At 69.3% G+C, this 25,433-nt stretch carries 21 protein-coding genes; 18 read left to right on the top strand and 3 right to left on the bottom strand.

Annotated features, from left to right (window positions below):
- Nucleotides 1-11 precede the first annotated feature (11 nt).
- From AW27_RS07575 to AW27_RS07525, 11 genes are all read left to right on the top strand, one after another.
- On the top strand, nt 12-1,124 hold the full coding sequence (locus AW27_RS07575) for a PLP-dependent cysteine synthase family protein (RefSeq protein ID WP_037929927.1): 1,113 nt from the start codon (nt 12-14) through the stop codon (nt 1,122-1,124).
- A complete protein-coding gene (locus AW27_RS07570) occupies nt 1,121-2,185 on the top strand; it encodes a dipeptide epimerase (protein ID WP_037929558.1) in 1,065 nt (354 codons plus the stop codon). Before AW27_RS07575 ends, AW27_RS07570 begins: the two co-directional genes overlap by 4 nt.
- A complete protein-coding gene (locus AW27_RS07565) occupies nt 2,182-3,531 on the top strand; it encodes an MFS transporter (RefSeq protein ID WP_078557117.1) in 1,350 nt (449 codons plus the stop codon). The genes AW27_RS07570 and AW27_RS07565 overlap by 4 nt, the downstream gene beginning before the upstream one ends.
- Nucleotides 3,528-4,322, top strand: coding sequence for a class I SAM-dependent methyltransferase (locus AW27_RS07560; protein WP_037929555.1), 795 nt, complete (start codon nt 3,528-3,530; stop codon nt 4,320-4,322). The genes AW27_RS07565 and AW27_RS07560 overlap by 4 nt, the downstream gene beginning before the upstream one ends.
- A gap of 37 nt (nt 4,323-4,359) precedes the next feature.
- Nucleotides 4,360-5,940 carry an ABC transporter substrate-binding protein gene (locus tag AW27_RS07555; protein ID WP_037929552.1) on the top strand — a complete coding sequence of 527 codons (1,581 nt, stop codon included), beginning with the start codon at nt 4,360-4,362 and terminating at the stop codon, nt 5,938-5,940.
- Complete coding sequence (locus tag AW27_RS07550; RefSeq protein WP_106967700.1) at nt 5,928-6,884, top strand: ABC transporter permease; 957 nt, start codon at nt 5,928-5,930, stop codon at nt 6,882-6,884. Before AW27_RS07555 ends, AW27_RS07550 begins: the two co-directional genes overlap by 13 nt.
- Entirely contained in the window at nt 6,881-7,699 is an 819-nt protein-coding gene (locus AW27_RS07545; protein ID WP_037929546.1) for an ABC transporter permease, read from the top strand. The genes AW27_RS07550 and AW27_RS07545 overlap by 4 nt, the downstream gene beginning before the upstream one ends.
- On the top strand, nt 7,696-9,102 hold the full coding sequence (locus AW27_RS07540) for an ABC transporter ATP-binding protein (protein ID WP_037929543.1): 1,407 nt from the start codon (nt 7,696-7,698) through the stop codon (nt 9,100-9,102). The genes AW27_RS07545 and AW27_RS07540 overlap by 4 nt, the downstream gene beginning before the upstream one ends.
- Before the next feature lie 465 nt (nt 9,103-9,567).
- Nucleotides 9,568-9,960 (top strand): hypothetical protein, encoded by a 393-nt coding sequence (locus AW27_RS07535; RefSeq protein WP_052031333.1) that lies wholly within the window; start codon nt 9,568-9,570, stop codon nt 9,958-9,960.
- 52 nt (nt 9,961-10,012) lie between these two features.
- A complete protein-coding gene (locus AW27_RS07530) occupies nt 10,013-11,155 on the top strand; it encodes a hypothetical protein (RefSeq protein WP_037929539.1) in 1,143 nt (380 codons plus the stop codon).
- Nucleotides 11,156-11,568: 413 nt separating this feature from the next.
- On the top strand, nt 11,569-12,435 hold the full coding sequence (locus tag AW27_RS07525; RefSeq protein WP_037929535.1) for an IS5 family transposase: 867 nt from the start codon (nt 11,569-11,571) through the stop codon (nt 12,433-12,435).
- A gap of 111 nt (nt 12,436-12,546) precedes the next feature.
- Here AW27_RS07525 and AW27_RS07520 read toward each other — a convergent pair whose 3' ends face one another.
- Together AW27_RS07520 and dpgD are read right to left on the bottom strand one after the other, a co-directional pair.
- Nucleotides 12,547-13,812 carry an IS701 family transposase gene (locus AW27_RS07520; RefSeq protein ID WP_304949835.1) on the bottom strand — a complete coding sequence of 422 codons (1,266 nt, stop codon included), beginning with the start codon at nt 13,810-13,812 and terminating at the stop codon, nt 12,547-12,549.
- A 1,065-nt stretch (nt 13,813-14,877) separates the two neighbouring features.
- A complete protein-coding gene (dpgD, locus tag AW27_RS07515) occupies nt 14,878-15,684 on the bottom strand; it encodes an enoyl-CoA-hydratase DpgD (RefSeq protein ID WP_052031332.1) in 807 nt (268 codons plus the stop codon).
- Between the two features lie 379 nt (nt 15,685-16,063).
- Between dpgD and AW27_RS07510 the strand changes: the two genes are divergently transcribed.
- The 6 genes from AW27_RS07510 to AW27_RS07485 all read left to right on the top strand — a co-directional run bounded on the left by AW27_RS07510 (nt 16,064) and on the right by AW27_RS07485 (nt 23,328).
- Nucleotides 16,064-17,647 (top strand): MBL fold metallo-hydrolase, encoded by a 1,584-nt coding sequence (locus tag AW27_RS07510; RefSeq protein ID WP_304949843.1) that lies wholly within the window; start codon nt 16,064-16,066, stop codon nt 17,645-17,647.
- 88 nt (nt 17,648-17,735) lie between these two features.
- Nucleotides 17,736-19,043: an aminotransferase-like domain-containing protein gene (locus tag AW27_RS07505; RefSeq protein WP_037929526.1), complete on the top strand. Its 1,308-nt coding sequence runs from the start codon at nt 17,736-17,738 to the stop codon at nt 19,041-19,043.
- A gap of 128 nt (nt 19,044-19,171) precedes the next feature.
- Nucleotides 19,172-20,323: a 3,5-dihydroxyphenylacetyl-CoA synthase DpgA gene (gene dpgA / locus AW27_RS07500; RefSeq protein ID WP_236647856.1), complete on the top strand. Its 1,152-nt coding sequence runs from the start codon at nt 19,172-19,174 to the stop codon at nt 20,321-20,323.
- A gap of 23 nt (nt 20,324-20,346) precedes the next feature.
- Nucleotides 20,347-21,045, top strand: coding sequence for an enoyl-CoA-hydratase DpgB (gene dpgB / locus AW27_RS07495; RefSeq protein ID WP_037929917.1), 699 nt, complete (start codon nt 20,347-20,349; stop codon nt 21,043-21,045).
- A 44-nt stretch (nt 21,046-21,089) separates the two neighbouring features.
- Nucleotides 21,090-22,436: a (3,5-dihydroxyphenyl)acetyl-CoA 1,2-dioxygenase DpgC gene (dpgC, locus tag AW27_RS07490; protein ID WP_236647854.1), complete on the top strand. Its 1,347-nt coding sequence runs from the start codon at nt 21,090-21,092 to the stop codon at nt 22,434-22,436.
- A gap of 121 nt (nt 22,437-22,557) precedes the next feature.
- Nucleotides 22,558-23,328, top strand: coding sequence for an aspartyl/asparaginyl beta-hydroxylase domain-containing protein (locus tag AW27_RS07485; RefSeq protein WP_201773421.1), 771 nt, complete (start codon nt 22,558-22,560; stop codon nt 23,326-23,328).
- A gap of 88 nt (nt 23,329-23,416) precedes the next feature.
- On the opposite strand, the gene AW27_RS07480 is transcribed toward AW27_RS07485, so the two are convergent.
- Entirely contained in the window at nt 23,417-24,619 is a 1,203-nt protein-coding gene (locus AW27_RS07480) for a cytochrome P450 (protein ID WP_037929523.1), read from the bottom strand.
- A 512-nt stretch (nt 24,620-25,131) separates the two neighbouring features.
- Between AW27_RS07480 and AW27_RS07475 the strand changes: the two genes are divergently transcribed.
- The gene (locus AW27_RS07475; RefSeq protein WP_037929520.1) at nt 25,132-25,344 is read left to right on the top strand and encodes an MbtH family protein; all 213 of its coding nucleotides are present in this window, start codon (nt 25,132-25,134) and stop codon (nt 25,342-25,344) included.
- The last annotated feature ends 89 nt before the right edge of the window (nt 25,345-25,433 follow it).

The raw sequence follows: 25,433 nt of genomic DNA, 5'->3' as shown, positions 1-25,433 counted from the left end.
TGGCTCCGCCCATGCACCGGTCCGACGCCGCTGCCGCCAACCCCGATCTGCTGCCCCTGCTGGGGCGCACCCCGCTCGCCCGTATCCGCACCGACCTTCCCCACCCCCATCCCGGGTTCTGGGCCAAGCTCGAATGCCTCAGCGCCGGCGGGATGAAGGCCCGCGCGGCGATGTCCATGCTGGCCGGTGCCCGACGGCGCGGTGAGCTGCGCCCCGGCGCGCCGGTCGTGGAGTCCACCTCCGGGACGATGGGCGTCGGGCTGGCCTTCGCCGGACAGGCGCTCGGTCATCCCGTCGTCCTCGTCGGCGACACCGAACTCGAACCGTCCATGCGGCAGCTGCTGCGTACCTACGGCGCCCGCCTGGAGCTCGTCGACCGACCCGCGGACAAGGGCGGATGGCAGGCCGCCCGTATCGCCCGGCTGCGCGAGGTCCTGGCGCGGACTGACGGTGCCTACTGGCCTGACCAGTACAACAACCCCGACAATCCCGCGGGTTACCGCTCGATGGCCGCAGAACTGATCGGCCAGCTCGACCACTTGGACGTCCTGGTGTGCAGCGTGGGAACCGGCGGTCACAGCGCCGGACTGGTCGGCCCGCTGCGCCGTCGCTGGCCCCGGCTGAAGGTGGTGGGCGTCGACTCCGTCGGCTCCGCCATCTTCGGCCAGCCCGCCCGGCCGCGCCTGATGCGCGGACTCGGCAGCAGCATCCACCCCGGCAACGTCCGCCACGGAGCGTTCGACGAGGTGCACTGGGTGGGCCCCGCCGAGGCCGTCGACGCCTGCCGCCGGCTTGCCCGTGGCAGCTTCGTCAGCGGCGGCTGGAGCACCGGCGCCGTCGCCCTGGTCTCCGCGTGGGCGGCTCGGGCCGAGCCCGGCGCCGTCGTCGCGACCGTCTTCCCCGACGGCCCGCACCGCTACCTCGGCACCGTGTACGACGACGACTTCTGCCACGCCCACGGACTGACCGCCGCTGCCCTGGCCACCCGCCCGCTGGAGATCCCGCACCCGCGTGCGGCTGAGGCGTTTGGCTGGGTCCGCTGCCGCACCGTCCTCGATCCCGTCGCCGCGCCCCGTGGCGGAACCCCTGCCACCCGCGTTCCGGCCCCCGGAGGTGCCGTATGAGACTCACCTGGCACACCGCCTCGCTGGAACTGGCGGAACCGCTGCGGATCTCCCGCTCCGTCATGGCCCGCCGCGACGCCGTCTGGGTCTGTCTGGAGCACGGCGGGCTGCGCGGTTGGGGGGAGGCTGTCAGCAGCGACTATCTCGGGCTGCCCACCCAGCGCATCCTGCGCTACCTGAGCGCCGTACGCCCGGCGTTCGAGCGCCTGCCGGACCCCGAGACCGCCTGGGCCGAGCTGGCACCTGCGGGCTCCCTCGGCGCCGACCTGCCCGCGGGAGTCCTTGCCGCGGTCGAGGCCGCCGTACTGGACCTCACCGGCAAACGGGCCGGCGAACCCGCTCACCAACTCCTCGGCAGTCCTCTGCCTCCGTCGGCGGCCACGGCCCGCACCATTGGTATCGTCCCGCCTGTCTCCGCTGCCGCCCAGGCGAGTCGGCTCGCCGTGGCCGGGTTCACCGTCCTGAAGGTCAAGGCGGGGTCCCCCGACCCAGCCGAGGACCTTGCCCGGGTCGAGGCCGTCCGCGAAGGGGCGCCCGCCGCGGATCTGCTGCTCGACCCCAACGGCGCCTGGACCGAGGACCAGGCCCACGCACTGCTGCCGCGCTTCGCCGCCCTCGGCGTCACGGCGGTGGAGCAGCCGATCGCGGCCGGCCGGCCCGATGCGCTGGCCCGGGTCGCGATCGCTTCCCCGATTCCGGTGATCGCCGACGAGGACGCCGTTTCCTACGAGGACGCCGTGGCCCTCGCCGGCCGGGTCCACGGGGTCAACGTCAAGCTCGCCAAGTGCGGCGGCGTACGGGCCGCGCTGCGCATCCACGCCGCGCTGGCAGGCAGCGGCACCGACCTCATGCTCGGCTGCCTGACGGCCAGTTCGCTCGGCATCGCCCCCGCCGTCCACCTCGTCGACCGGGCCCGCTGGGTCGACCTCGACGGGCACCTGCTCCTCGCCGACGACCCGTGGACCGGGATCGGAGGCGCCGACGGCACCGTACGCCCCGCCCCGCGCGGCGGCCTGGGAGTGCTGCGCCGGGCCCACATACCCGCAGGGGCCGCACGGTGAGAACCCTCGCCGCGGTGCGCGGCTTCCCGCCGGCCGTGCGGCTCCTGCTGATCAACCAGCTCGGCGTCAACACCGGCTTCTACGTGCTCATCCCGTACCTGGCCACCCACCTCACCGACGACCTCGGCATGTCGGCGGCGCTGGTCGGCCTGGTCCTGGGCCTGCGCAACCTCAGCCAGCAGGGCATGTTCCTGATCGGGGGCTCGGCGGCCGACCGCCTCGGCGCCCGCGGCGTGATCATCGCGGGCTGTGGACTGCGTACTCTCGGCTTCGCGCTGTTCGCGTTCGGCGACGCCCTGCCCGTACTGATCGCCGCCTCGGTGCTGAGCGGGCTCGCCGGCGCCCTGTTCAACCCGGCCGTACGGACGTACGTCGCCCAGGAGTCCGGCGACCGCAAGGCCGAGGCGTTCGCGCTGTTCAACGTGTTCGCCACGGCCGGGGCGCTGCTCGGACCGCTGCTGGGCAGCCTGCTGCTGTTCGGCGGTTTCCGGGTGGCGGCGCTCACAGCGGCGGGCGTGTTCGCGGTGCTCACCGTTGCGCAGGCCGTCGTGCTGCCCGCTCGTGCGGTGCCGCGTCCGGCCGGGTCCGTCCTCGGCGACTGGCGGGAGGTGGCGGGCAACCGCCGCTTCGTCGCCTTCGCCCTGGCCATGGTCGGCATGTACGGCATGGAGAGCCAGCTCTACCTGCTGCTCCCGCACGCCGCGCGCCAGGCCACCGGCTGGGCGGGCGCCGTCGGGCTGCTCTTCGCCGCCGGGACGCTTGCCAACCTGCTGTTCCAGCTGCGCCTGACCCACCGGCTGTCCGCACGGGGCGGCGGCCGCGGCCGCTGGATCGCCGCCGGGCTGGCCGTCAGCGCGCTTGGTTTCGTACCGCCCATGCTGGTGGCGGGCGCGGCGGGGGAGCACCCGGGGCGGCTGCTGCCGGTGCTGGCCGGGGCGCTGCTGCTGCACCTCGGGCTGATGACCGCCGGGCCGTTCGTGATGGAGCTGATTCCCGCGTTCGGCCGCGGGGAGCTGACCGGCACGTTCTACGGCCTCTTCTATGCCGTGTCCGGAGTAGCCGCCGCGGGCGCCGGGGCGGGGGTCGGGTGGGCCATGGACACCGCCACCCGCACCGGCCCGGCATGGTTTCCTTACGCCTGCTGCACGGGCCTCGGCTTCGTCTCGGCGGCTGCTGTTGCGCGGCTGCACCGGCGCCGGTTCCTGCCCGACGCTCCCGTCACCGCGGAGGCACCCACCGTCCCGGACACCCGGGACCCGGACCGGGACCCGGACCCGGACCCATGTGCGGACGCGGCATCCGCCGCTCCGAACCGCGACCCCCGCTCCCTAAGCGAGACCCGATGAGCAACGGCAACCTTCTCACCGACCATCCCGAGCTCTACGAAGAGCGCTTCCCGGACCCCGACCACCTCGCCGCCCGTTGGGCCGAGGACACCCTGCGCCGTCACGGCGCGGGACCCCGCGTCCTGGACGTCGGCTGCGGCACCGGCCGGGACGCGGCCTGGCTGCACCGCCACGCCGGACGCCGAGTCACCGGCATCGACACCGCCGAGACCATGCTCGCCCACGCCCGCCGCGCCCACCCAGGCCCCGACTACCACCGCGCCGACATGCGGGACTTCGACCTCGGGGCCACCTTCGACGCGGTCATCTGCCTGGACAGCGCCCTCCTCTACTGCCACACCAACGACGACCTGACGGCGTTCCTCGACCGCTGCCGCGCCCACCTCGCCCCCGGTGGCCTGCTCGTCGCGGAGATGCGCAACGGCGCCTTTTTCCTCGGCAACACCGAGCTCCTCGACGGCCCGCGCACCGCCTCCTTCGACTGGCGCGGCACCATCCATACCTCCCACACCACCCTGTGGATCGATCACGGCGCCCAACTCCTGCGCCGCCACCGCACCTGGAGCGCCGACGACGGCAGCCCGTCCAAGGAGCAGCCCGAGCAGCAGTCCGCCTGGCGGCTGCTGTTCCCCCAGGAGCTGCGGTACTTCCTCACCACCGCCGGCTTCGAGGTCCTCGACCTGTACGACCGGCCCGGCCCGCGCACCGAACCGCCGTGGCGCGAAGGCGACTCCCCGTCCGGGACCACGAGTTCCGACCGCCTGCACCTCGTCGCCCGGCTCCACCACTAGAACCACCCTCCCCAGCAGCAAACGGAGACACCACACCGTGAACAACCCCCGCTCCGGCTTCGCCCGCAGAGGATTCCTCCTCGCCACCGCCACGGCCACCGCCGCCGCCCTCGCCCTCACCGCCGGCTGCGCCGGCGACACCGGCAAGACCGCCGACCCCAAGAACGCCGCAGCGGCCGGCACCCCCCAGCGCGGCGGCACGCTGCGCGCCGCCTTCCCCGGCGGAGGCGCGGGCGAGACCCTCGACCCGCACGCCGCCAACCTGTTCGTCGACGCCGCCCGCGCCAAGGCCCTCTACGACAAGCTCGCCGACTTCGGCGCCGACCTCGCCCCCGTACCGCGCCTCGCCGAGCGCTGGGAGCCCAACGAGAGCCTCGACACCTGGAAGATCACCCTCCGTAAGGCCGCCTTCCACGACGGCCGCCCGGTCACCGCCGAGGACGTCCTCTACAGCTACCGCCGCATCGCCGACCCCAAGGGCACCTTCCGCGCCAAGGCCTCCCTGGAGCCCATCGACCTCGCGGCCAGCCGCGCCCTCGACGCGTCCACCGTCGAGTTCAAGCTGAAGCGCCCCTACGCCGAATTCCCCAACGTCCTCGCCGCGTTCGGTGCGTACATCATCCCCAAGGACACCACCTCCTTCGACAAGCCCGTCGGCTCCGGCCCGTTCACCTTCGCCGCCTTCACCCCCGGCAAGTCCCTCGTCGTCAAGCGCAACGACGCCTACTGGGAGGGCGCCCCCCACCTCGACCAGGTCGAATTCGTCGTCGCCTCCGAGGAGTCGGCCCGCGTCAGCGCACTGCTCGGCGGGCAGGTCCAGTACGCCCACGAGCTCAGCCCCGCCACCGCCCGCACCCACGAGGGCAAGGGGAAGATCGAGGTCATCCGGCTGCCCGGCAGCTCCATGCAGGGCTTCGTGATGAAGACCGACCGGCCTCCGTTCAACGACCCGCGGGTCCGCCAGGCCTTCTTCCTCATCGCCGACCGCAAGGAACTCGTCGACGGCGCCCTCTCCGGCGCCGGCGAGGTCGGCAACGACCTCTTCGGCAAGGGGTACCGGTACTACGCCTCCGGCCTGCCCCAGCGCACCCAGGACCTGGAGCGGGCCCGCGCCCTCCTCAAGGAGGCCGGCGCCGAGAACCTCAAGGTCACCCTCGACACCGCTCCCGCCGCCACCGGCTTTGTCGAGGCCGCCGGGATCTTCAAGGAGCAGGCGGCAAAGGCCGGGGTCACCGTCGAGGTCAAGGTCGGCAACAAGGACACGTACTGGAAGGACATCCTCGACAACGGGACCTTCGCCTCCTACCGGTCCGGGTCCATGCCCATCGAGTCCCACATCTCGCAGCGCCTGCTCACCGGCTCCACCACCAACGCCACCAAGTGGAAGCAGAAGGACTTCGACGACCTGTACCAGCAGGCCCAGTCCACCCGTGACGAGAAGGAGCGGGCCGCCCTCTACGAGCGCATGCAGCGCCGCCTGTACGACGAAGGCGGCTTCCTGATCTGGGGCTTCGCCGACTGGATCGTCGCCACCGCGCCCACCGTGCACGGCGTCGACGCGAAGGCCCCCGCCAACACCCTCGACTGGGCCCGCTTCGACAAGATCTGGATCGCGTGACCCTCCACCTCCACTGGGTCGGCCGCCGCCTGCTCCTCGGCCTGGGGCAGACGGCGGCCGTCGTCCTGTTCGTCTTCGCGCTCACCGAGGCCCTGCCCGGGGACGCGGCCGTCGCCCTGGCCGGCGACCAGCCCGACCCCGAGCGCATCGCCCGTATCCGCGCGGCCCTGGACCTGGACCGGCCCACCGCCGAACGCTTCCTGGACTGGGCCGCCGGACTTCTCCACGGCGACCTCGGCACCTCCCTGGTCAGCGGACGGCCCGTCTCCGGCTACCTGGCCGGCGGCCTCGGGCCCACGGTGCTGCTCGCGTCCGCCACCCTCGTCGTCCTGCTCCCGCTGTCGGCCGGGCTCGGCGTGCTCTGCGCCCGCCGCGAGGGCGGCCCACTGGACCGCACCCTCAGCGCGCTGACCCTGGCGGTGCACTCCGTACCCGAATTCGCCCTCGGCGTGCTGCTGGCCACCGTGTTCGGACTGTGGCTGGGCTGGCTGCCGCCCACCGCCGTCGGCGCGGACCCGCTCACCGACCCGGCCGTACTGGTCCTGCCCGTCCTCGTCCTCATCTCCCGGCCCGTGTGCACCATCAGCCGTCTCGTCCGCGCCGGGATGATCGACGCCATGGCCTCGCCGTATGTCGCCCAGGCGCTGCGTTACGGCGTCGGCGGCGGGCGCGTGCGCTGGGCGCACGCCCTGCCCAACGCCCTCGCCCCGGCCGCCCAGCAGCTGGCCCGGACCTGCGACTGGCTGCTGAGCGGGGTCATCGTCGTCGAGGCCCTCTTCGTCATCCCGGGCCTGGGGACCGTGCTCATCGACGCCGTCGCCGCCCGGGACGTACCCGTCGTCCAGGGCATGGCCGTCGTCTTCGGCGTGGTCACCGTCCTGGCCAATCTCGGGGCCGACCTCGTCGCCCGCCGGTTCGCTCCGCGTGCGGAGGTGGTCGCGTGAAGCCCCGTCTGCCCCGGTACGCGCTCGCCGTGGGGCTCATCGCCGTCCCCCTGCTGCTGGCCGTCCTCGGACCGCTCCTCGCCGGACCGGCCGGGCCGCGCTCGGTCTCCTTCGCGTCGGGCCCGGGGCACTGGCTCGGCACGGACTTCAGCGGCCGGGACGTCTGGCGGCAGGTCCTGCTCGGCGGACGCTCCGTGGTCCTCGTGGCCCTCGCGGCCACCGGCCTCGCCTATCTGGTGGCCGTCCCCCTCGGGCTGACCGCCGCGCTCACCCACCGCACCTGGCTGGAGGAGGCCCTCATGCGGCCCCTCGACGTACTGATCGCCGTGCCGTCCCTCCTGCTGGTCCTGCTGGTCGCGGCGACCCTGACCCCGGGGCCGGCCGGGCTGGCCGTCCTGGTCGGGCTGGCCGCCGTACCCGAGGCCGCGCGGGTCGTGCACGCGGCGGCGGCCGAGATCTCCTCCCGGCCCGCCGTCGAGGCCCTGCGGATGCAGGGGGAGTCCTGGTGGCGTACGGCCTTCGGCTACGTCGCCCGCTCCATGCGCCGCACCCTGGCCGCCGACGCCGGAATCCGGCTGACCGGCGCGCTCTACCTGGTGGCCACGGCCGCCTTCCTCGGGATCGGAGTCGAGCCGGATGCCGCCGACTGGGCGGTGATGGTGGACCGCAACCGCACGGGAATGTTCCTCCAGCCGTGGGCCGTGGTGGTGCCCGCACTCCTCATCGCCGCTCTGTCCATGGGCACCAACCTGCTCTTCGACGCCGCCCTGCACACACCGGCCGCCAAAGCCACGAGGAAAGAAGGTCGAGGATGAACCCGGTCGCGGAAGTGGAGGACCTGCGCGTGGAGGTGGCGGGCAGCACGCTCGTCGACGGAGTGAGCCTGACGGCCCGCGCCGGCCGCGTCACCGCCCTCATCGGGCCCTCCGGCAGTGGCAAGACCACCACCGGACGCGCCCTGCTCGGCGAGTTTCCGCCCGGCGCCCGCATCGACGGCCGAATCCGCACCCCGGGCGGTGGCGCCGTCGGGTACGTACCCCAGCACCCCGCCGCCGTCCTCAACCCCGCCCGGCGCGCCGGAGCACTGCTGTGGGACATCGCCGCCCGCCGGGGCGGAACCCGCCGCGCGATCCACGACCGCGTCGAGCACGCCCTGCGCCTGGCCCAGCTGCCCGACCCCGCGATGGTGCTGCGCCGCTACCCCCACCAGCTCTCCGGCGGCCAGCAGCAGCGGGTCGTCATCGCCCAGGCCCTGCTCCTCGGCGCCAAGGTGATCGTCGCCGACGAACCCACCACGGGCCAGGACCCGGCCACCAAACAGGGCGTGGTCGAGGCCCTGGCCGACGTCGCCCGGCAAGGCATCGCCATTGTCCTGCTGAGCCACGACCTGGACGTCGTACGACAGCTGGCCGACGACGCGGTCATACTGCGCGCCGGCCGGGTTGTGGCCCAGGGATCGGTGGACGAGGTGCTGCCCACCCCCGCGCAGCCGGCGGCCCACCGGCCCCGCCCTGCCGCACCCGGGAGCGGAGGGCGTCTGGAGGTACGGGACCTGACCGCACGGCACCGGACCACGCGCGGCACCGTTCCGGTACTGCACGACATCACGGTGTCGGTCGCGCCGGGGGAGTGCCTGGCCGTGGTCGGCCGCTCCGGCAGCGGCAAGACCACCCTCGGCCGGTGCCTGGCCGGACTGCACTCCGCGTACGAGGGGACGGTCCTGCTCGACGGGAACCCGCTGCCGCGCAGCCTCCGCGCCCGCACCCCCGCCGAACTGGCCGCCGTCCAGTACGTGTTCCAGGACCCCAAGGCAGCCTTCGACGAACACCGGCCGGTCATCGACCAGGTCGCCCGCACGGCGGCCCGACTCCGCGGAGCCGACCGGGACACCGCACGCCAAGCCGCCACCCGAACCCTGGAGGAACTGGGACTGGCCGAGGACCTGACCCTGCGCCGCCCCGGTGCACTGTCCGGCGGCGAACTCCAGCGGGCCGCCCTGGCCCGGGCACTGCTGGCAGAGCCCAAGGTCCTGATATGCGACGAGATCACCTCCGGCCTCGACCCCGCCACGCGCGATGCCATCCTCGCCGTCCTGACGGGGCTCCGCGACCGGGCATCGCTCAGCCTGGTGTTCATCACCCACGACCGGGTAGCCGCCGACGCCCTGGCCGACCGCACCGCGGCCCTCGACGCAGGCCGTCTGATCACGTGTGGGTAGACCGGCATCGACGAAGTGTGGGGCTCAGGTGGACCGCAAGGTCCGGTGGGGCAGGCGGCGACGCACTCGGCTGCCCGGGCCCTGTTCGCCCGGCCAGAGGCAGCCAAGAAGCGTCAGCGCGCTGCACATAACGCCCACTCCGCACGTAACGCACACCGGTACCCTGTCCAATTTGCGCCGTCCAGGCCGCTGACCTGCGGTTTCCTTTCACATGTTTTCGCTAGATCTTATTTCTATGACCCACCACGTGGAGTGCGTCGCGATCCTTGAACCGATCGCGAAGGGCGCCTGACCTGCGGTTTTGCCGGTGCGCATTATGTGCACTGTGGGCGTTACGGGCGATATCTTGACGCTGAGATGACGCTCGTGACGCTCATTTGACGCTCGCTGGCGTGGCTGACCGACCACGGGGCCGAGTTCCAGCAGCTGGTCCGCGACCGGCTCGGGGCGGACGCCGCTTCCCAGGTGCTGTGGAGCAGTCCCCGGCTGATCTGCATCGCGGAGGACTTCACCCGATACGACGTCCACGCCGTGCGCGAGACCCGCCGCACCATCGACCTGGTCCGCTACAGCTTCTTCGGCACCGGCCTTCTCGCGCTTGAGCCGGTAGCTAAGGTGACGGCGACGCCCGCCCGGAGCGACGGCCAGCGGCCCGCTGGTGCGTGGGTTCGGAGAGGACGTCAGCAGCGTCGACCGCAAGCAGTCCCGCGCGTACCGCGCCTACGAAATTTCGCGTGCGTCAGCCACGCCCGCCAGATCGGCCACCACGGCACCGGTGATGTCGAGGTACGGATGCGAAGCGAAGCTGACCTTCTGCGGGCTGAGCCGCTGCTGCGAATGAGTTACGAGGCTGCCTGAGCGGGCTTGCTGCTCGGTGATGGCGGTGGTCTGAGGTTGTCATGGTGGTTCGGTGTTAGGCGTCGTCCTCGTGGCGGCCGTATGGGTAACGGAGCAGATCGGGCGGGCCGAGGAACTGCTCGACAACCTCCGAAATGTCAACGCCGAAGGCAAGTACTACCGGAAGCTCGATCGGCGACTGACCGCACTCTATGGCGACGTCGAGAGGCTCGTCGAGCAGTGGCAGGAGGTGCGCCGCCGCGGCGACAACCCCGAAGTGGATCTAGCCATCGCCCGCACCCTGTACGCGAAGGCCGGTCGGGACTGGTCGCGTCTGACTGAGGAGCAGACGCGGACCATCGCCGAGATGACCGAAGGGCGGATCAACAACGGCCAGGCCACCGACGCCGACCTACGGCTATGGTTCCAATCCTACAGGAGACTCCCCGAGTATTCCGAGACCCATGCCCTTGAGCGGCTAGCATGGTTCGCCTCCGAGCGAGACAGCCTCGATGCGAACTACTACAGCTACATCCTGAACTTCCTCATCTGGTACCGGGGCGACGCGCGGGACGAAGAGGGCATCCGCTACTACCTAGAGGAATGCAAGCGTCTGAGCCGCCAGCACCGCAGGCAGTGGAGCTTCGAGTGGCTCGGAGGTAGCTCCCGCCCGCATCCGCTAGTGCACTTCGGCGAATTGGGCCGCTGGCACCACGGGCCAACAGGCTTTTGGAGTCACCCACAGGAGCTGGTACGTGTCAGCGGAATCATTGAGGAAATCAAGGGTCCCCAGTCCGGACGGCTGAGGATCGCCCGCAGCCAGTTGTCGGCCTTCTTCGCTCCCCGGAACCAGTTCTGGCAGACCCGTGACATTAACGAGCCCGTTGAGTTCTACCTCGGTTTCAGCTACGAGGAACTGCGTGCCTGGGAACCCACCTACCCTGGCGAGACACCCGACGCGCTGATCAACGCCGCGCCTCCCAAGGTGGTCGGGCCCTTGGGCACGTCGAGTCCAGTCGTCTCCTCCGTACCTGCACACACGGGCATGGCACCGGTGCCCGAACCACAACCGGACGAGCCTGAAGCCGGGCCCGCGGTACCCGCTCCCGCTCCTGGGCCCTATCGGGGTCGATCCGGCGGTGCTGCGTTCCCTCGCTGGCCGCCAGCGCGGCCACGGGGGCTGGGGACTTCCAGAAGGCCATTCACGACCTTCTGAAGCAAGCCCGGGGAGAGGAACGCCGCCTGACCTCATTGGAGTTGGGCAAGGCATTGCAGACCTTGTTCGGAATGGACGCTTACAACAGGTTCCGCAGGGAGAAGGGGGGAGGAAAACTGAAGGTCGCCGTCGAGACCCTCGGCTTCAGGACCCTGCCGACCCCGCAGGGGTTCGACATCGACCTTCCTTAGAGGGCGTTTACCCAGGTCAAGGGCATTATGCCGCTTATGCGACTGCCCTGCTTTGATGCGGTTCAGCCTGTAGAGGAGGAATGTCACCCGGCAGACCGAGAACCCTCCTGCCCGTCTCATCCGCTTCTTTGCCCGGAAACCCGTCTGGCGTAGAGATACCGCAGAACCTCCCAGTTGCCAGCGGAACGACATCTTCCGGCATGTCCATGCTCACGCTGTGCCGTGAGCGAGCGCAAGCCGTACCCCAGCGACCTGTCCGACGCCCGGTGGGCCCTGATCGAGCCGACGTTGACGGCCTGGCGGAATGCCCGGCTCGAACGCAGACCCACGGGCCAGCCGGCCAAGGTTGAGTTACGCGATGTGTTCAACGCGCTCCTCTACATCAACCGCACGGGAATCCCCTGGAAATACCTTCCGCACGACTTCCCCAGCCACGGCACCGTCTACGCCTACTACAGCCACGGCACCGTCTACGCCTACTACGCGGCCTGGCGCGACGAGGGAATCTTCGCCCAGATCAACTACGACCTGACCGGACTGGCCCGCGTCAAGGAAGGCCGAAAGCCCGAGCCGACCGCCTCCGTCATCGACACCCAGAGCGTCAAAACCTCCATCAATGTGCCCCTGACCAGCCAGGGAACCGACGCCGCGAAGAAGATCGTGGGCAGGAAGCGCGGCATCCTCACCGACACCATCGGCCTCATCCTCGCCGTGACCGTCGCCGGCGCCGGCCTCTCCGAGAATGCCATGGGAATACGCCTCCTCGAACAGGCGAAAGCGGCCTACCCGACCATCGCGAAGAGCTGGGTCGACACCGGCTTCAAGAAATCCGTGGTCGAGCACGGGGCCACCCTCGGAATCGATGTCGAAGTCGTCAACAGGAACCCTGAAACCCGCGGCTTTCAGGTCTTGAAAAGGCGCTGGGTAGTAGAGCGGAGTATCGGCTGGATCATGATGCACCGCCGCCTCGCCCGCGACTACGAGACTCTCACCGCCAGCTCCGAAGCCATGATTCACATCGCCTCGATCGACAACCGCGCCAAACGCATAACGGACGAGACCACACCAACCTGGCGAGGAACCTACTAGTAGTGCTTGGTCAGGTCCGTATTGGGGTGGGTATGTCGCGGTGACAGGTGGGGCAGGCGCCGTTCCATGTCGCGAGAAGGGTTTGTAGCTCGCGGATGATCCGGTAGAGGGTCAGGCCAGCGCCGTGTCTTTTGGGGCTCTGGCCAGTCGTTGCAGGGTGCAGAAGGCGTGCGCGACGGAGACGAGGGTGACGTGGTGGTGCCAGCCGTTCCAGGTGCGGCCCTCGAAGTGGGCCAGGCCCAGGGCCTGCTTCATCTCGCGGTAGTCGTGTTCGATGCGCCAGCGGAGCTTGGCCAGGCGGACCAGGGTGGTCAGCGGGGTGTCGGCGGGCAGGTCGGAGAGCCAGAACTGGACCGGCTCGGCCTGGCCTGCTGGCCACTCGGCCAGGAGCCAGCACTCCGGCAGTTCCGGTCCGTCAACAGTCTGGCGGACCTCGCGTCCGGCAGGCCGGATCCGCAAGGCCACGAACCGCGAGTACATCCGCTTGAAGCCGCTGCGGCCCGTGCCGGGCCGGGATCCCTCACGCCACTGCACCGGCTTCGCCGCCTTCCGGCCGGCCGCGATGACCAGCTGTTTCACCGACTGCGGCTTGTCGGGGTACTTCGCCACCGGCGGGCGCCCGGTCCCGGAGTACGGCTCGGCGACCGGCACCGCGGGGCCGGGCTGGGCCGAGAGGGTGGTGGAGATGCCCACGACGTAGTTGAGGCCGCGGGCCTGCAGGCCGTGCCGGAAGGCCGCGGCGTCGCCGTATCCGGCGTCCGCAATGGCCAGCGGCACCTCGATGCCCCACGAGCGGGTCTCATCCAGCATGTCCAGGGCCAGCTGCCATTTCTCCACATGCCCGATGTCGTCGGGGATACCGCAGGCGGTGCGGCGGGCGACCTTGTCCGGATCCGCCTTCACCGACCCGGGCGCCCAGGTCTCGGGCAGGAACAGCCGCCAGTCGACCGCCGCCGAGGCATGATCCGAAGCCATGTGCAGGGAGACGCCCACCTGGCAGTTGGTGACCTTGCCCGCGGTGCCGGTGTACTGCCGCGACACACACGCCGAGGCATTGCCGTCCTTGAGGAACCCGGTGTCGTCGAAGACCAGCACGGTGGGCCGGATCGCCCTTTCCATCCTCCAGGCCAGCCGGGCCCGCACATGCGCCGGATCCCACGGACTGGTGGTGATGAAGTGGGCCAGGGCCTGACGGTTCCCGTCCTCGCCCAGCCGGGCGGCCATCGGCTCGACCGACTTGCGCTGCCCGTCGGTCAGCAGCCCACGCAGGTAGACCCGCCCCCACCGACGCTGATCATTCCGCGCGAACGGCTCGAAAACCTCCGCCGCGAAATCCTCCAGATCACACCGCACCGCGGCCAAGTCCTCAGGCGTCACACCCGATCAACGACACAGCCACTCAACTGGACACGCCACCAAAGACTGAACCTGACCAAGCCCTACTAGGGCATAAGCGGCAATCTGCCTAGATCAAACGCCCTCTAAGGTCCAATGCCCCGCCTGTTTGCCCCCGTCATCGGGCTGAATGAGGACGCCGCCGTCTGGCGGTGGCAAGGTGTGATGGCACCGCGAGTACCCTTCTCGCCCACGCTTCCAAGGGATCATGACGACGCCCCTGGAGGGCTGGGTGATCCACACGTTGCCCGTGGACCCCCAAGGTCAGGCTGCCGCGCAGTCGCGGGACGCAGGGCGGCAGATGGCGGCGCAGTCGGGTACAATGCGAGCCGTGGTCGGCGCGTCGAGGAAGGCTCGGATCTCGGTACGTGGGGCATGGACACTGACCTCGATGCTCTGTAGGGGCAGGGCCGCACCTCGCCGTCAGCCGACATGTAGGGGGTGGCCGACCGGCAAGGGTTGCTCTCCTCCTTGGACAGCTGCAGCTGCCGCAGGTCGTCGAGGTAGGAGCGGTATCCGTTGGACAGGCGGAAGTACTGGTCGAGTCCGTGTCGCGCGCTCTCTGGATCAGCGAGTGCTGGACCGATCGGCTGTCCCGGCGCAGGGCGCTTTCGGAGAGGAGCACGGGGCTGAGCTGAACGTCGATCCCCGTTCCCGCTACGAGGTCGGCGAGATGCGCGGCTTCCTCGTCGTCCACCTCCCAGTAGGTGAGGTGCAGGACCTTCGAGGGGGTGTCGACGGCATTTAGCGTCGCGACGGCCGAGGCGGCGCTCAGGGTGGTGCGGCTGAGTGCCATCGCGTCCGCGAGTCGGCGGAGACGGTCACGCTGGTCAGAAGGTGACCGACCTCCGCGAGGGCGGCGACCTCAGCCTCCCGAGCGGGCCGAGGTCACCATGGACACCGCCATGCCGAACTGGAGGGCCGGGCGGACGAGCTGCCGGAGGCTGCCCGTCGCCGCGGCGGTCCCACAGCGCTCCTGAGGGGAACCCGTGGCCCGTGGGGCCGTCCCGCGGCGGGGTCAGCGCGTGAGGTGTCGGGTACCTGCCGTCAGCGCCCCCGCCACACGGGTTCACGCCCCTCCGCGAAGGCGCGCGGGCCCTCGACGGCATCCGCGCTGTGCCTTCGCTGCTGCTCCCAAGGGAAGGGGGTGACGAACGCTTCCTCCAGGGGCATGTCGACAGAGCGCATCACGGCCTCCTTGATGGCACGCACGGCCAGGGGAGCGCTGCAGAGCAGCGCATCGGTCCATGCGGTGACCGCGTCATCCAACTCCTCGGCAGGCACGACCTCATTGACCAGCCCCAGGCGCAGCGCCACGTCTGCACTCATCCGGCGGCCGGTCAGCAGATAGCCCATGGCGATCTTCAGAGGTATCTGTCGTGCGAGTCTGAAGGCCCCTCCGGCACCGGGCACCAGTCCCAGGGTCGCCTCGGGCAGTGCGAAGACCGACTGGTCGGAGGCGATGATGAGGTCACAGGCGAGGGCGAGTTCGAAGCCCCCGCCGAGGGCATAGCCGTTCACCCGGGCGACAACCGGTTTGGACAGGCCGAACCGCTCGGTCAGTCGCGGCCACCCCGGCTGACCGCGACTGCCGAACGTCGACGGAGGGACTCCCTGCCCGTCGAGACGGGAGCGTTCGCGCAGGTCCTGTCCGACGGAGAAGGACCGGTCGCCGGCGCCGGTCAGTACGGCGACCCGTACGTCGTCGTCCGCCTCGACGTCGTCCCAGACCCGGGCCAGTTCCTCGTGCATGCGCAGATTCATCGCGTTGAGCACTGCGGGCCGATCGAGTGTGACGTAGGCGATGTGACCCTTCTTCTCGTAGCGCACGCCGGACTCTTCTGTGCCAGTCACCGAGGCGATACCTCATTTCTGGATGAAGCGGCGAGAGCCGTCCGACTTTTCGAGTGATTTTTACGTGAAGTCAGTGCATACCGGCAGCCCCTTCTGTGTTCAACTGATGCGCTGCCGCAGTTGAGCGGCGCCCGACCTAAAGAAGTCACTCCGGGGTGTTCAGTTCACGGGCTGCCGGACACTATTGATCGAATGCGTCAACCCGCGTCATAGTGCTGACTGAGCGCTTGGGTGCGCTGTGGAGTGAGGTGTGCGAGACCGTCCAACCTCTGCACTTCCTTTGTCGTCTCCGTGGTCCAGCGTTCCGCCAGCGGTGAGTTGGCATTCGCACTCCCGGGGCGATATGTGACGTTGGATCTCGAAGAGAGGTGGGGAGCAGATGGCTGAGGAGCCGTTGTTTCTGCGTTCGAAGGCCATTGTGGAGCCGTTGGTTGACCGGTTCTTCGCGTGGCCGCATACGCTGGCGCCGGTGCAGGCGGCGATGAATCTGGCGTTTTTGCAGGTGCCGATGCTGGAGTCGTATCTGCAGTCCCCGAAGGTGCATGTCGCGGCGAGTAACAATCCTGAGCTGCGGGGTGGGTATTTCATCAACATTCCGGAGGAGCGTGCCGATGAGGTGCGTGATCTTCTGGAGGGGATCAAGCGGGACCGGGTGGACATGCTGCGGTTCGCGGAGGCGATCGCCGCGGGTCAGGAGATCCTGCGGGCGAACGCGACGGGGTTCGACCTGACGCCGTTGTATCCGAAGATGCCGGCGGAGCTGAACGGTCTGGTGGAGCTGGCGTACGACACGGACAACCAGGCGCAGATGCGGTTCATGGAGCCGCTGGTCTACAAGAGCAGTGTGTATTCCGAGGCGCGGCAGTCGGTGCAGCTGTCGCTGGAGCCGGGGTATGAGCGTCCGTTCATTCTGAGTACGCCGCGGCTGCCGTCGCCGGATGTCCTGGAGCTGGCGGTGCCGTTCCGTCACGCGGGTCTGGAGGAGCTGTTCAAGGCGCGGGTGAGTCCGGCGACGCTGTCGCATCTGCGGGAGGCGCTGGAGCTGGACGATGCGCAGGCCAAGCAGTTGTCGGGGCTGCTGACGGACCGTCCCAGCGGTGCGCCGGACCGGCACATCGATGGGGGCGGGCGGATCCGGTACTTCGGGCACGCGTGTCTGGTGATGCAGACGCCCGAGGCGGCGATCGTGACGGACCCGTTCATCAGTGCGGACAGTTCCGCCGGTGACCGGTACACGCTGGATGATCTTCCTGATTTCATCGATCTGGTGCTGATCACGCACGGGCATCAGGACCACATCGTGCTCGAGACGCTGCTGCAGCTGCGCGGTCGGGTCGGTGCGATCGTGGTGCCGCGTTCTTCGCGCGGGAACCTGGCGGACCCGTCGATGGCCCTGATGCTGCGGCAGCAGGGTTTCCCGGTCGTCGAGGTCGACGATTTCGACGAGGTGGAGTTCCCGGGCGGGAAGGTCACGGCGACGCCGTTCCTCGGTGAGCACTGTGACCTGGACATCCGGGCGAAGTCCACTTTCTGGGTGGAGCTCGCGGGCAAGAAGGTGTTCGTCGGTGCGGATTCCTCGGGTATCGACCCGATGCTGTACCGGCGGATCAAGGGTCATCTGGGGACGGCTGACATCGCGTTCCTGGGAATGGAGTGTGATGGTGCGCCGCTGACGTGGCTGTACCAGGCGCTGCTGACGATCCCGGTGTCGAAGAAGCTGAGCAATTCGCGGAAGCTGTCGGGGTCGAACGCGGAGCAGGCTGCGGCGATCATGACGGAACTCGGTGCGCACGAGGCGTACGTGTACGCGATGGGTGAAGAGCCCTGGCTGGGACACGTGATGGCGACGACTTACACCGAGGACACGTACCAGATCAAGCAGATCGAAGAATTCATGACCTGGTGCAAGGACCGGGACATCAAGGCCGGTCACCTCTACCGCCAGCAGGAATGGCGCTGGTAGTCGACTCGCGTAGTCGCGTCACCACACCCATTCCCCACTACTGAGGTGGACGACCGGACCGGTCGTCCACCTCCCGGGAGGCACTCCCATGGCCGCGACCCGGCTGAAGAAGGAGGAGCTGCACGCCAGCGTCTCTGACCCGGTGCTCGACACCATGAATTTCCTCAATGGGATTACCCACCGCTATCCCGAGGCGGTCTCATTTGCGCCGGGCCGTCCCTACGACGGATTTTTCCACACCGAGCAGATCTTCTCGCACATTCGCAAGTACCTGAGCCACCTCGAGGAGAACGGCGCTTCGGCCGCCGATATCCGCGACGCGCTCTTCCAGTACGGACCGACCAGCGGCCGGATCCGCGAGCTGATCGCCGACTCGCTGCGCAAGGACGAGAACATCGACGTGGCACCCGAGGCCATCGTGGTCACGGTGGGCTGTCAGGAGGCGATGTTCCTCACCCTGCGCGCGGTCCTCTCGGCGCCCGAGGACGTACTCCTCGTCTCCAGCCCCTGCTACGTCGGCATCACCGGCGCCGCCCGCGTGCTCGGCTTCGAACCGGCTCCCGTCCAGGAACGCCCCGACGGCTTCCACTGCGCCGACCTCGAAGCAGTGCTCGCGGCGGAACGTGCACGCGGCCGCCGGCCCCGCGCGTTCTACGTGGTCCCCGACCACGCCAATCCCTCCGGCAACACGATGTCGCTCGACGAGCGCCACGCCCTGGTGGCACTGGCGGCCCGGGAGGACATCCTCATCCTGGAGGACAGCCCCTACCGCCTCGTGAGCCCCGGGCCCCAGGAGCCGACCCTCAAGTCCCTCGACCGGGCGCAGCGGGTCGTCCACCTGGGCTCCTACTCCAAGACTCTCTTCCCAGGCGCCCGGGTCGGGTTCGCCGTCGCCGACCAGCCCGTCGTGGACCAGGAGGGGAACACCGGCCTGCTGGCCGACGAGATCACCAAGATCAAGAGCATGATCACGGTGAACACCTCCCCGCTGGGCCAGGCCGCGGTCGCGGGCATGCTGCTCGCCGCCGACGGGCGGACCTCGGATCTCAATACCGAGACATCCGCCTACTACGGCAGCGCCATGCGGGCCATCCTCCAGGAGTTGGACTCGGCCTTCGCCGCCTCCGACAGGGAGGACGTCGGCGTGCGCTGGAACGAACCGAGCGGCGGGTTCTTCCTGACCGTCGACGTTCCGTTCCGTGCGGACAACGCCGCGCTGGTGCGTTCGGCGGAGGAGTACGGAGTCATCTGGACGCCCATGTCCTATTTCTATCCCCGAGACGGCGGCGACCACAGTCTCCGCCTGTCCGTCAGCTACCTGAGCAACGAAGAAATCGTCGAAGGAGTCGCCCGGCTCGCGCGCTTCATCCGGGAGGAGTCCCGGCGGGCGCGCTGAGCCGCGCGCCGCACCGCGAGCCGAACCCTCATCCAACCCTCACCCACCGTCCGACGGAAAGCGATCGACGTGCTGGCACCACAGTCCCTTGTCCGCAGCAAGCCTCGTATGTGGGGATGGAAATTCCGATGACCATCAGCCTGACCGCTCCCGGCGTCGACGTTTTCGACATACCGGAGCACGACCGAAGGAAGACCCTCGGCGCGGCCCGGATCACGGGCGTCGCCACCGCCGTCTCCGAAACCTCCTACAGCCAGCGGGAACTCCTCGACATTTGCGCGATCACGGACCCCAGGGTCCGGTCGGTGTTCCTGAACAGCGCGATCGAGCGCCGTTTCCTCACCCTGCCTCCGCGGGCCGAGGACGGCACCCTGCTCACCGAGGCCCAGGGCGAACTCCTCGCCAAGCACAAGCAGGTCGCCCTCGACATGGGCGTCCGGGCGGTGCGCGCCGCCTTGGAGAACGTCGGCCTCGACATCGAGGACATCGACTACCTGTGCTGCACCACCACCACCGGCTTCCTCACCCCGGGCCTGAGCGCCCACCTCATCCGCGAGATGGGCATCTCAGCGAAGACCAGCCGGGTGGACGTCGTCGGCATGGGCTGCAACGCCGGACTGAACGCGCTGAACGCCACTTCGAGCTGGGCCGTGGCCAACCCCGGCAAGGTCGCCGTCATGCTCTGCGCGGAAGCGTGCTCGGCCGCCTACGTGATCGACGGGAGCATGCGCACCGCTGTCGTGAACAGCCTGTTCGGCGACGGCGCCGCAGCGATCGTACTGGTCGCCGACTCCCCTGACACCGCCCACGCCGCGGCCGACATACCGGCCTCGCCCGGCGGACCGCGGATCCTGGGCTTCGCCAGCCACCTGATCACCGACGCCATCGACGCGATGCGCTACGACTGGGACGACGACCAGGGGAAGTTCAGCTTCTACCTGGACCCGCAAGTCCCCTACGTCGTCGGCGCCCACGCGGAACAGGTGGTCGACCGGCTGCTGAACAACGCCGGACTGCGCCGCAGCGACATCAGCCAGTGGCTGGTGCACTCCGGCGGCAAGAAGGTCATCGACGCGGTCCGCGTGAACCTCGGCCTGACCCGGCACGACGTCCGCCACACCACAGGGGTGCTGCGCGACTACGGGAACCTGTCGAGCGGATCGTTTCTGTTCTCCTATGAACGACTGCTTCAGGAAGCGGCCACCAAGGCCGGCGACTACGGCGTCCTGATGACCATGGGCCCTGGGTCGACCATCGAGACAGCGCTGGTGCAATGGTGAGCAACGAGCAGATGAAGGATGTCATGAACTCTCCCCTCGGGATCGAAGCGCAGCTCGCGGCGGAGGGCCTGGTCCTCCGGATCGACGGAAGCAAGCCCCTGTCGGCCGAAGCGGTCGCGGCCGTGACCGCGGTCTGCGATAGGGCCGAGGACCGCGCCGACCAGGCTCCGGTGATCGTCCAGGTCTCCGGCGCCCCGACCGAGCCGTGGACCGAGGAGCTCACGGTGTCGCTGGTCAGCAAGTGGGAACGGGCCCTGCGGCGCCTCGAGCGCCTGCCCCGCCCCACCATCGCGATCGCCGAAGGCGACTGCGGCGGTATCGCGCTGGACGCGCTGCTGGCGACCGACTACCGCATCGCCACCGGCTCGGTGCGCCTGACGGTGTCCGTCGACAACGGCGCCACCTGGCCGGGCATGGCGGTGTACCGACTCGCCAACCACGGGGTGTTCGCCGCGGCGATCCGCCGGGCAGTGCTGTTCGGCACCCCCATCGAGGCCGCCGACGCGCTCAGCATGCACCTGGTCGACGAGGTGACCGAAGACGTGGCCGACTCCCTGACGCGGACCGCCGAACGGACGGGCGCCGTCCAGGGCAGCGAACTGGCGATCCGACGTCAGCTGATGCTCGACGCCACCATCACCGGTTTCGAGGAGGCGCTCGGGGTCCACCTGGCGGCCTGCGACCGCACCCTGCGACGGGCCGCCTCCGCGGCAGCGGCATGACGGCCGCGGACACGACGTCCGGGCCGGACGAGGATGCGCGCACCGTGCGCGCGGATCTCGGCCGGGCCCGGACGGCGGTCACCCATGCGGCGAAACGCACCGACGACCTGCTGGAAGCGCTGCCCGCCGCGGAACACCGCTCCCCCGAGCAGCGCGCCACCGCTCTGGCGGCGCTCAACGCCACCCGGGCGCTGCGCTCCGCGTTCATGGACGTGCACACGGATGCCGTCTACGACGAGCTGACGGAGGGCCGTACCCGTAGCCTAAGGGTGGCCGAGCTGGCCCGGGCCGCGGCAGCGGCCTTCCCCGGGCTGGTGCCGACCGACGAGCAGCTCACCGCAGAGCGTGCGCTGCCGCAGGCCCACAAGGAGGGCCGTGAAGTCGACCAGGGCATCTTCTTCCGGCACGTCCTGGGCTCGTCGACGGCGGGCCGGCACCTGCTCGACGCGATGCTGCGCCCGACACCGCGCGCCCTCGCCCTGCTCCCGGAGTTCCGGGAAACGGGCAGGGTCGATCTGGCCTCAGTCAGGCTGGAACGCACCGGCGCCGTGGCCCGGCTGACCCTGTGCCGCGAGGACTCGCTGAACGCGGAGGACAATCAGCAGGTCGACGACATGGAGACCGCCGTCGACCTCGTCCTCCTAGACCCTGCCGTGGAGGTCGGCCTGGTGCGCGGCGGGGAGATGACCCACCCGCGCTACCGGGGCAAGCGTGTCTTCAGTGCCGGCATCAACCTGAAGACGCTGCATGGCGGCGGCATCTCCCTGACTGATTTCCTGCTGCGCCGCGAGCTCGGCTACATCCACAAACTGGTGAGGGGCGTCCTGACGGATGACGACACCACGGCCTGGCGGTCCCGCACCGTGGAGAAGCCGTGGGTCGCTGTGGTGGACACCTTCGCGATCGGCGGCGGCTGCCAGCTGCTGCTCGCCTTCGACCACGTGATTGCGGCCGCAGACGCCTATCTCAGCCTTCCTGCCGCTCAGGAAGGGATCATTCCAGGCGCTTCCAACTACCGGCTGACCCGGTCCGTGGGGCCCCGGGCGGCCCGGCAGATCATCCTGGAGGGCCGACGGATCTTCGCGAGCGAACCGGACGCCCGGCTGCTCGTCGACGAGGTCCATGACCAGAGCGGTCTGGACGCCGCCGTCGAAAGCGCCGTCGAACGCCTTCAGGGTTCCTCGGTGCTCGCCAACCGGCGGATGCTCAACCTCGCCGAGGAATCGCCCGACGCCTTCCGCGCGTACATGGCCGAGTTCGCGCTCCAGCAGTCAGTGCGCCTCTACAGCCCCGATGTGATCGAGAAGGTCGGCCGATTCTCCGCGGCGTCGGCCGGGTCCACCGGATCGGGTGACTCGGCCGGCTCGGGCGCGAAGCCTTCCGGCGGGTAGCCCCGGCCGGCCGGCCGACCGCCGCGTTCGACGTCCCCACGCAGTCCCACCGAAGCCCGGCGGCGGGCGGGAGTTCCAGCGAACCCCGCCGTCGGGACCACGATTGAATCATGGAGGTACCGTGCCCAACGTGCGGGTCCGCGTCGGCCAGTTCGCGACGAGGCGCATCTGGAAATCGATCACCTGGCTGGAGCGGCGCATGGCGGCGACGTCGCCCGTCGGCGACAAGCCGTTCTTCCCCGATGACACCTTCCCGTGGGCCAAGGTCCTGGAGGAGAACTGGCGCGACATCCGCCGGGAGCTGGACGAGCTGCTGGTGCACCGGGACGAGCTGCCCAACTTCCAGGACATCTCCCTCGCGCAGCGCAGCCTGACCCAGGACGACCAGTGGAAGACGTACTTCTTCGCCGGGTACGGCATCGACTTTGAGACCAATCGCGAGCGCTGCCCGCGCACGATCGAGCTGCTGAAGAACGTCGACGGCCTGTCCACGGCCTTCTTCTCGATCCTCGGCCCGGGCAAGCGGCTGCACGAGCACCGCGGCCCCTACAAGGGCGTACTGCGCTATCACCTGGCGCTGAAGATCCCCGACCCGCAGGACGCCTGCGGCATTCGCGTAGGGGGTGAGACGGCCCACTGGGAGGAGGGCCGGAGCATGGTGTTCGACGACACCTTCCCGCACGAAGCCTGGAACGAGACCGACGAGGACCGGGTGGTCCTGTTCATGGACATCGTCCGCCCGCTGAAGTTCCCGTACGCGATCCTCAACCGGCTGGCGCTCAAGTACATCGCCAGTACGCCGTTCGTTCGGGACGCCAAGGACAAGCACTCCGCCTGGGAGAAGCAGTTCGAGACCATGCGCCAGGACAAGGGCCGCGCCGGAGCCAGGTGACACCGGTCCCGGTGTCCGCTGATCCCGCCGTTGGGCACGACCGCCCCGGCTCCCCCACGGGGAGCCGGGGCGGTCGCGTATCCAGCGGCTACGGAGCGATCAGTTTGACCGGCATGAGCTCCGGTCCGTTGACGACGATCGAGTCCAGCAGCTTCGGCTGCCCGTCGAGTTCGACACCGATCGAGCGGGACAGCAACTCCCTGTACAGTAGCCGCAGTTCAACCCGCGCAAGCATGCTGCCGAGGCAGAAATGCTCGCCGTATCCCAGCGACAGGTGACGGTTCGGCTGGCGGGTGATGTCGAACCGGTCGGGGTCATCGAAGATCGTCTCGTCGCGGTTGGCCGAGGGCAGCCAGAAGGTCACGCGGTCGCCGACCTCCACGCGGCGGCCGTGGATCTCCGCCGGGCGCACCGCGGTGCGCATGATGTGCGTGGCGGTGGAGGTCCAGCGCAGGATCTCCTCGACGGCCGCCGGCAGGAGCGATTGGTCCGCGGAGAGGCGCTGCCACTGCTCGGGGTGCTCCAGGAGGGCGAACATGCCGCCGGCCGCGGCGATCCGTGTGTTCTCGGTGCCCCCGACGAGCAGGTTGTTGCAGTTGAGGATGATGTCCTCGGCGCTCAGCGGCTTCCCGTCCACGCTCGCCGTCGCCAGCACGCTCACCAGGTCGTCGGCCGGATCGTCCGCCTTCTCCTCCTGGAGTTCCTCGAAGTATCCGAGGATGTCGAGGTGGGCGTACCTGCGGGTGGCCGCGTCCCCGGCGCCGAACGCCTGGCTCGTCAGCGTGTAGAGGCGGTCCCAGTCGGCCTGCGGAACGCCCATCATCTTGCAGATCACGTACAGGGGCACGCGCGCGGCGATGTCCGCCACGAAATCGCAGCTGCCCCGCTCCAGGGCCTCGTCGATCACGCCGCGCGCGACGTCCTGCATCTCCGCCTCGATGGCGCGCACCGACCGGACCGCGAACCACGTGTCGACCAGTCCGCGGAGCTGCCCGTGCCGGGGCGCGTCGGTGAGGGCCAGCGTGCGACCGCCGCCCGGGTCGGCCCCGTGATCCGCCGGCCGCAGGAGGATTCCCTGGGCCGAGCTGAAGGTCTCCGAGTCGCGGTACGCCGCGCGGATGTCGTCGTACCTGGTGAGCGCCCAGAATCCCGGCAGATCCGTGGGTGGGTGCCAGTACATGGGTTCGTTGGCGCGGAGCCATCGCCACTGCACGAACGGGTCGCCATCCGAATAGAGCGTGGGATCCACCAGATTGATCTCCGGCGGCTGATCGGCCGTCTCACTGCGCATGCGGATGCCTCACAAGTCTTCTGGATTACAAGAGCAGGAATGCGATAGGTATACGACGCATCAGAGTCGATGGAGGTATGCGGCTTCAAGCCCGATCGTGCTTCTCAAGGGCGGAGCAGATGGGCATTCCTCTACGAGGGTTTCACGGGGGCGCACGCCTTGCCAAGGCGTCAACATCGTGCGATAAGCGCGACGTTGCTGCACCGGGCGGGACCCGGTGGCCACCCCGGAGCAGGTGTCCAACTGCGGCGACAGCGCAGTTGAACTGTGTGCCCCGCCGTGCCGAGTCTCCCGCTCATGGGGAAGGAGCCGCAGGTCGGAGGCTTCCCGGCGGTCCCTCCGGAATCGGGGCCCGGAGCATTGAGCAACTGCGCCGGCCTGGGTCATAGTGAATCACCACCGCAGCCAACCGATTCGGCCCTATGTCGCCATGTGCACACCTGCCGAAGGAAATTGCGTTGGTGAGAGCCACTGAGAATGCGTCAATGTCATTGCCCAGAGAGGACAACGTGATGACGAATCCGTTCGACGACCCCGATGCCAACTACCTGGTCCTGGTTAACGATGAGGGTCAGTACTCGCTCTGGCCCGTGTTCGTCGACGTACCGGAAGGCTGGAACAAGGTTTTCGGGGAGGCCGGACGCCAGGAGTGCCTCGACCACATCGAGCAGAACTGGACCGACATGCGCCCCAAGAGCCTGATCGACGCCATGCAGGCCAAGTAGTACCCGTAACACGACTAGTACCGATGGCACAACCGTTGGTACCTGTAGCGAAACAGTTAGCGGTAGCACGGCGGACCCGGGATCGGCAG

The sequence above is a fragment of the Streptomyces sp. PCS3-D2 genome (assembly GCF_000612545.2).
Taxonomy (GTDB): Bacteria; Actinomycetota; Actinomycetes; order Streptomycetales; family Streptomycetaceae; genus Streptomyces.
Note: the sequence above shows the minus strand (reverse complement) of the source record. Positions and strands in the feature narration are given on the sequence as shown.